Annotated in this window: 9 protein-coding genes; 5 read left to right on the forward strand and 4 right to left on the reverse strand. The window is 49.5% G+C overall.

The window, feature by feature from the left end; all coding sequences use genetic code 11:
- The coding region (locus IQ219_RS14330) for an aquaporin (protein WP_194073056.1) at positions 1–407 on the reverse strand (407 nt) is incomplete at its 3' end.
- Positions 408–753: 346 nt separating this feature from the next.
- On the opposite strand from IQ219_RS14330, the gene IQ219_RS14335 reads away from it, so the two are divergent.
- The 5 genes from IQ219_RS14335 (at position 754) to IQ219_RS14355 (ending at position 4,862) form a co-directional block, all read left to right on the forward strand.
- Complete coding sequence (locus IQ219_RS14335; protein ID WP_190599017.1) at positions 754–1,068, forward strand: metalloregulator ArsR/SmtB family transcription factor; 315 nt, start codon at positions 754–756, stop codon at positions 1,066–1,068.
- A gap of 233 nt (positions 1,069–1,301) precedes the next feature.
- Positions 1,302–2,351, forward strand: a complete 1,050-nt coding sequence (hisC, locus tag IQ219_RS14340; protein WP_194019457.1) for a histidinol-phosphate transaminase — start codon at positions 1,302–1,304, stop codon at positions 2,349–2,351.
- Between the two features lie 4 nt (positions 2,352–2,355).
- On the forward strand, positions 2,356–3,159 hold the full coding sequence (gene hisN / locus IQ219_RS14345; RefSeq protein WP_194073057.1) for a histidinol-phosphatase: 804 nt from the start codon (positions 2,356–2,358) through the stop codon (positions 3,157–3,159).
- Positions 3,160–3,193: 34 nt separating this feature from the next.
- Entirely contained in the window at positions 3,194–3,616 is a 423-nt protein-coding gene (locus IQ219_RS14350) for a hypothetical protein (RefSeq protein ID WP_194073058.1), read from the forward strand.
- A 118-nt stretch (positions 3,617–3,734) separates the two neighbouring features.
- Positions 3,735–4,862, forward strand: coding sequence for a GntR family transcriptional regulator (locus IQ219_RS14355; RefSeq protein ID WP_368667612.1), 1,128 nt, complete (start codon positions 3,735–3,737; stop codon positions 4,860–4,862).
- 66 nt (positions 4,863–4,928) lie between these two features.
- Here the strand turns inward: IQ219_RS14355 and IQ219_RS14360 are convergent, their stop codons facing one another.
- From IQ219_RS14360 to IQ219_RS14370, 3 genes are all read right to left on the reverse strand, one after another.
- Positions 4,929–6,341: a DUF3370 domain-containing protein gene (locus IQ219_RS14360; RefSeq protein ID WP_194073059.1), complete on the reverse strand. Its 1,413-nt coding sequence runs from the start codon at positions 6,339–6,341 to the stop codon at positions 4,929–4,931.
- Between the two features lie 100 nt (positions 6,342–6,441).
- The gene (locus tag IQ219_RS14365; RefSeq protein ID WP_194073060.1) at positions 6,442–6,681 is read right to left on the reverse strand and encodes a hypothetical protein; all 240 of its coding nucleotides are present in this window, start codon (positions 6,679–6,681) and stop codon (positions 6,442–6,444) included.
- A 40-nt stretch (positions 6,682–6,721) separates the two neighbouring features.
- Positions 6,722–7,166 (reverse strand): sulfite exporter TauE/SafE family protein (locus IQ219_RS14370; RefSeq protein ID WP_194073061.1); only part of this gene is annotated, 445 nt, incomplete at its 5' end.

Consider the following 7,166-nt stretch of genomic DNA (forward strand, 5'->3'; position numbering starts at 1 on the left):
GGGGAATGGTCCCCAAAACCGTTGGTGGCCAAGGGGTTAGATTGGGCTGGATCGAGGATAAAGTTAGGATTGCCCTGGGCAACGATAAGAATAAAAAAGCCAGCTAAGATCGCCCCTAGTACCTGAGCTCCAATATAGGGGGCTAACTGGGAACTGGGGAATCTTTTGCCCATCCAGAGGCCAAAGGAAACAGCAGGGTTAAAATGACCACCGGAAATGTGGCCTAAACCGTAGGCCCCAGTGAAGACGGTCAGGCCAAAAGCAACGGAAACCCCCAGATAACCCAAACCAAACTCGTTGGTGTTTTCGCCACCGGGAACAGAAATAAATGCGGCAAAAACAGCGCTGCCACAACCGCCAAGCACTAGCCAAAAAGTGCCGATAAATTCAGCAATGTACTTTTTCATTTGCGTTTTAAAAAAGGTAAAAAGAGTTTATTTTAGTCAGGCTCTACTTAAGCCTAGATGCGATCGACTAGTTCGGATCAAAAATATCCACCACGAAAAATAACATTGTTTTGTCAAAATCGGCACAAAATTCGGCAAAACTTTACTTTTGAGCGAAAAATTTGTCTCAATATCCCCCCATCAAGCCTTCCCCTTTGGTTTTAAACTTATATTTCAGCTTGATTTTGCCTTCTGTGTAAAAGTTAAATAATCCTCCAGAAAAGTTTGCACCATAGCCAGACAAAAGCTTGGGGGCATCTCAATCAAGCGCACTGCAAACAATGCATTGGTATTTCCTTATATTGCTGTGAAACCAACGGAAAAAGATCTAATTAGTGCCGGATTCCACGCCCTCTCTGACCCCATTCGCCTACAGGTACTGACGTTACTGGAAAATCAGGAACAATGCGTGTGTGACCTGTGCGAGCAACTGACCATTAGCCAATCCAAGTTATCATTCCATCTCAAGCGCTTGCGGGATGCGGAATTGGTGCACACTCGCCAGGAGGGCCGCTGGATTTATTACCGTCTTAACCCAGACCAGTTTCATTGTCTCCGCCATTATTTAGATTCCTATGGCCAGATAGCTCAGGAATACGCAGCCCGCCATTGTTGTGAATAATTGGCAGTTGGGCAATGGTATCTTTCTGTGCCCCCTCAATTCTTCGGTGGAAAACTTAAGGATTCATCAGCTCCATCTTGGTAGATCAATTAGGAACGTTAAAAACAGCCTCAACAAAACCCCATTGTTCCCCTATGTCCTGCCTTTACAGCGGCAACGGTGTCGGGGTATGGTCTGTATTGGGAGAAGCTTTGAACAAAGGGATTTTTTGCCCCTTTGGCCGTAATTTTGCAATGGTGTCCATCCGTCCATCTGTCCGTCAAACCCCTGCCTATGTGCCCGGGGAACAGCCCCAAACTAACGATTTTATTAAGCTCAACACCAACGAAAATCCCTACGATCCGCCGGCCCAGGTGTTGGCAGCGGTGGCGGCAGAATTACCAAAGGTACGGCTTTACCCTGATCCCGTTTCGACCCAGTTACGTCAGGCGGCGGCGGATTTGTATGGAGTGCAGTTAAATCAGGTGTTGGCGGGCAATGGCTCCGACGATATTCTCAATATTGTGGTGCGCACCTTTGTTGATCCAGGGGAAATCGTTGCTTTTTTAGATCTTACTTACTCTTTGTATGAAACGATCGCCTCGGTGCATGGAGCTAAGGTGCAAAAGATTGCCACCGATGCCAATTTTGATTTAACCGGGCCGGTGATTTGTCCGGGGGCAAAATTAATTTTCCTCGCTTCTCCCAATCCCCCCAAAGGCAAACATTTAAAGCGAGAATTTCTGTGGCAGACCTGCGCCCAGGCCGAAGGAGTGGTGGTAATTGACGAAGCCTATGGGGATTTTTCCGACGAGGACCATTGGGATTTTCTGCAAGAGTTCGACAATGTGATTATTTCCCGCACCCTCTCGAAAAGTTATAGCCTGGCGGGGATGCGGGTGGGATTGGCGATCGCCGCGCCGACATTGATCGAGGAAATGGATAAGGTGCGGGATTCCTATAACCTTGACCGGGTGGCCCAGGCCTTGGGCACTGCCGCTTTACGGAACCAAGCTGAATTTGTACCCCTGTGGCAAAAGGTACGTTCTACTCGCACCCGTTTGATGGCGCAATTGGCCAAGTTGGATTTCCAGGTTTGTCCTTCAGATGCCAATTTTGTTTTTGCCGCCCCCCGTTGGATTGCCGCCGCCGACCTGTACCAAGCCCTGAAGGAAAAGAAAATTTTGGTGCGTTATTTTAACCATCCCCGCATTACCAATTATCTACGCATTACAGTGGGCACCGATGCAGAAATTGACCAATTATTGTCGGCGATCGCCAGTTTGAAGGGGTCTTTGGAATAGAAAAATGTTGCCAGAGGTTGAACAAAGATTAGCCATCGCCCAGCAATTGGCCACCATTTCCGGGGACGTACTCGCTCAATATTTTCGTCGCTCCCATCTCCAGAGTGGCACAAAAACCGACCAGGTTTCCGCCATTGTCACCCAGGCTGACGAAGAAGCAGAACAGGCCATGGTGGATTTAATTCAAGCAAAATTGCCCCAGGACAGTGTAATTAGGGAGGAAGGGGAGAATATTAGCGGGCAATCGGGCTATACCTGGGTGCTAGACCCCATTGATGGCACTTCCTCTTTTGTGCGGGGCTTGCCAATTTTTGCCACCCTGATTGGCTTAGTGGATGAAAATATGCAGCCAGTGCTGGGCATTGCCAATCAACCCATCAGCGGCGATCGATGGCAGGGGGTACAGGGAGAGCAAAGTAACGTTAACGGCATGTCCTTGGTTAATCCCTATGAAAAGAGCGAAATTAATTTAGCCTCCGCCTGTATTGCCTCCACCACACCGTTAATGTTCACCAACCCGGAGCAACAGCAGAAAATGGCAAATATTTATCGCCAATGTCAGCGCACCGCCTTTGGGGGAGATTGTTTTAATTACCTTGCCGCCGCCAGTGGTTGGACGGCCATGCCCGTGGTGATAGTGGAAGCGGATCTGAACTTTTATGATTTTTGTGCGCTAATCCCCATTTTGACCGGGGTTAATTATTGTTTTACCGATTGGCAGGGGCGGGATTTAACCCCCACATCCACCGAAGTAGTAGCTAGCCCCAACATAAAATTGCACAGTGAAATTCTAGCTTTCCTGCAATAATTGATCCGTGTTTGCTTCTGGAGGGGGTTGACGGGTGCAATTAAGCTTTCAGGAACGTTTGGAGTCCATTAAGGCCGGTTGCCTAGGGGCGATCGCCTTTGGGCTGGTTTACGGATTGACCTTGCTGGGAAACAACTATTTCAGCCTACTCACAAGCCCACTGAGTTCGGACTGGATTAACCTGGGTTTGAACGTTGGTAGTAGTTTGCTGAGTGGCTTTTTATTTGCTGTCACCTATCGCTACATCATTCGCCAAGATGACAATGCCCATCTCCGGGACGGGGCCGTGCTGGCCTTTACCCTCGTGCGGAGCGGCGGATTGATTGAATTGCCCACCACTGAAGATCCCCTGGCGATCGCCATTTTGATGGGGGAAAGTCTGATTAGTTTTGCCGTAGTTCGTTCCAGCCTGGATTGGGCCATGGATTGGGGTTGGCTCCGCCCCTTTAACAGTTGAGGGAAATTTTAAAAATTTGTGGCTAGTGAAAATTGATTGGGAAAACGTTGGCAAATTTCGTTAGCGACAACTAATCATTTGGACCAGATGACCAGTGGCGATCAAAACCTAATTGCCAATGAACCTTTCCCTGGTGGAGACCGTCTTTAGCCGTGGGATAAAATCCGGACTTCATCTGCCTACTCCTCGTTTACCCTTCCCTAAAATGCTACAGTTCCAAATTCAAAACGACAGCGAAATTCCTGCTTCTAAGCAGTTATTTGACCAAATCCGTTTTGCGATCGCCTCCCGTCAATATCATCCGGGGCATCGTTTACCCAGCACCAGGCAACTGGCCATGATGACGGGCCTACACCGCAACACCATCAGTAAGGTTTACCAAAATCTGGAAGATGCGGGCTTAGTGGAATCCATCGCCGGTTCAGGTATTTACGTTAAAGCCCCCAGCACCGAGGAGGGCATTATCCTTGATGGCCCCCTATTCCGGGAATACCCCGAAGCCAGCCAGCTAATCCAAAAAACCATTGATGAACTGCTCAGCCAAGGGTTAAACCTTTCCCAGGTGAAAGAGCTTTGTTTAGAAACCATTGACTGGCGACTGCGCAGTACCGCTAGGGTGTTAGTCACTGTTCCCCAACGGGACATCGGGGCCGGACAATTAATTCTCAACGAATTGGAACAAGCCCTGGTAATTCCTGTGCAGTTAGTGCCCATGGAAACCCTCAAACAAGCGCTGTCGGAACTGCCCTCCGGCACAGTGGTCACCAGTCGCTACTTCCTGGCTGAAGCGGAGTCCATTGCCACTCCCTACGATGTACGGGTTATTCCCGTTGATATTTACGACTACAGCAAAGAACTAGAACTAGTTAAGGCCCTACCGGAAAACTCCTGTTTAGGCATTGTCAGCCTCAGCCCCGGCATTCTCACCATTGCGGAAATTCTTATCCATAGCCTGCGGGGAGAATCCCTCTTTTTGAAATCGGCATTGGTGAGCGATCGCCCGAAATTGCGCTCCCTAGTCCGTACCGCCCGCACTATCATTACCGATCCTGCTAGTGAACCTATTGTGCGCCAGGCGATCGAAGCGGAACGCCATGATTTGATCCGGATGCCGGAAATTATTTGTTCGGAACATTACATTGGCGAGAAATCCATTGCCATTCTCAAACGGGAATTGGGCCTAGGGGAAGAGGAAGGAGAAGAAGAACAGAGCCCAGGGGTGAAAGTTGGTGTGGCCAAAAGTTAGTCCTAGTTGTCCTAACTTGCTAAACTCAGGCGATCAATTCCCCATTAGTCTCCCCCAGTCCCCTGGTCAGCGAGTCCTGACTGTCAACAGTTGGGGCGGTGTGGCATCGGGGGGATAGAGTAGATCCACCTGAACAGTGCGTTTTTCCCCCGGTTTTAGGTCTAGGGTGACCAAATTTTCTCCCTTTTGCCCCCGTCGTTGCACCAGATGGTAGTAACGGTTATTGGTCTGACCCCGGCGATCGGTGTAGCTGAACCTTACTGTGCCCCGGAAAAAGATATTGACAGCGGGAGGGACGAGAAAAGTTAACTGGTCATTGGATGCGTCATTAAACTTGAGTGGGGTTTCCACCGTCAGATCAACGGTCTGATTGCGGTTGGTGTTGTTCACCAGAGGTAAAGTCAAACTATATTGCACCCCATAATTGCCATGGGATTCATAGGCCGTATCCGGATAACGCACCGCCATGGGGGCAGACTGATTTTGGCCAGTACCCATGCGTCCTCCCTCTAGGGAACTGATGGGATAGGAAAAGCCCCGTCCTGGTTCGGGAATATTTAATTGTTGGCTGTTGTCGTCGGTGATGGTGCCCTGCCACTGGGAGCCAATGGAAACCCCTGCCACCCGGCTATAAATTCGCCGTTGGCTATTGCGGGGAATACGATCCCTGGGTTGCATGAGGTTAGCCGTTTTAAGCAAGTTTTCCCAATCCGCTAAGCGGGGAGCTTGTTCTACGCCAAAATTATCCTGGGGAGCATACATGGCCATGCTGGCCGCATGGATAGGAACGTTGGTGTTGAGACGGAGATAGGCAGAAAAACCATTGCGCGGCAATCTAATCGGTGGCGGCTGCCCAGGTACGGGGGTATAGTTCACCGGCAAAGGCTGATTGATCAGCATGCGACTTTGCCCAGCGGGAATGACAAATTTTTCGGGGTAATCACTCTGCCGTTGTCCCCGCAAAACATCGTTCATTACCCGGCTACCGGGGCCAGCAAAAACCTTACCGTCATTGTTTTCCACCACCGGCGGCAGATCAATAAATAGGGCATCGGGGGAAGTGAGGGAACTGGCTCCCTGGAGAATTTCCACCGTGGCGTCTTGCCGACTGCCATTGAACAATAACACCCCTAGGTATAAAGTCCTGCCTTCGGGAGATGCTTGGACAACGTGGTGGGCAAAGACATCAAACCGACCCCGGAAGGGATGATTCAGGTGGGCGTAGGGATGACCCATGCCAATGGAAGACAGGGTGGAGAGAATAATGCCTTCGTTAAAAATTAGTTCGGGACTATTACTGTTAAAAACCGGAATTTGATCTAGCTGCCCTGGCAAAGGACGCACCGGCTGCACTACTTTTAGTTCTTGGGGAGAGTCCCCAATGTTGGGAGCCGGCTGGGTGATCACCGGGGGGGGAGTGATGGGAATGGTGATTGGATTGGCTTGGGCCAGAACTAGAGGTGTGAGCAGGGAAAGCATGGATGATGAAGCAGGGCAAAAAATCGCTAATGGAGATGGGGACGGTCAAATTGGCTGAAAAGTGTCGTTTTTTTCCTTTAGACAAAAGGTTGCATTGGATTCAGGAGGGGGTATGGCGATCGCCCCACCATTCTTTAAAGGAGATAAGGGCATATAATCCCAAGTTAACGAGGGTCGCCCAAGGGGAAAGGTAATGGGCCATGATGCCGCAGGCTAACCCTAGAAAAACTAGCCCCAGGGGAGCAGAAGTTTGCTGTGCATTGGAAAGATAAAAAAAGACGGCAAAAATTAGCAAGCCTCCGATCACCCCTAATGCTGTGTGGATAGCAATGGTTACCATGGTCCGTAAGGTTTTTTATTCCCCATTGATTCTGCCGGATCTACCGGGTTTTTTGTAGCAATACTTGGGAGCTTTGTTCCGGCAGGTAGCTATTGGTCTTGGAACTCCATAGAGTGCCCCGTTGTTGAAAAAGAATAAAAGCGGCGATCGCCATGAGGAAGTAGGCAAAACCCTGCTGTAAATTTCTTGCATCAACAAAACCGGATAGATAGGAACCCAATAAAACTCCCAAGGCAGCGAAGAAGGTGAAACTCACCATCAAGTGATAGTCCAAACTAACTTGGCCAAAATAACCTAAAAAGCCTGCTGCAGAGTTAAAGGCAATAATCAACAAAGAAGTACCGATCGCCTCTTTCATGGGTAACTTTCCCAGCAATACCAGGGCCGGCACAATGGCAAAACCACCCCCTACCCCTACCAATCCAGTTAAAATGCCAATGGCAATGCCCTCAGTCAAAAGCCATAGCCAACAATATTTACAAATG

This window comes from Synechocystis sp. LEGE 06083 (genome assembly GCF_015207725.1).
Taxonomy (GTDB): domain Bacteria; phylum Cyanobacteriota; class Cyanobacteriia; order Cyanobacteriales; family Microcystaceae; genus Synechocystis; species Synechocystis salina.

Bases quoted from the DNA above. Each gene is read 5' to 3' on its own strand.
- IQ219_RS14360 (WP_194073059.1), bottom strand. From the start codon at position 6,341: ATGCTTTCCCTGCTCACACCTCTAGTTCTGGCCCAAGCCAATCCAATC.
- IQ219_RS14355 (WP_368667612.1), top strand. From the start codon at position 3,735: ATGAACCTTTCCCTGGTGGAGACCGTCTTTAGCCGTGGGATAAAATCC.
- hisN (WP_194073057.1), top strand. From the start codon at position 2,356: ATGTTGCCAGAGGTTGAACAAAGATTAGCCATCGCCCAGCAATTGGCC.
- IQ219_RS14365 (WP_194073060.1), bottom strand. From the start codon at position 6,681: ATGGTAACCATTGCTATCCACACAGCATTAGGGGTGATCGGAGGCTTG.
- hisC (WP_194019457.1), top strand. From the start codon at position 1,302: ATGGTGTCCATCCGTCCATCTGTCCGTCAAACCCCTGCCTATGTGCCC.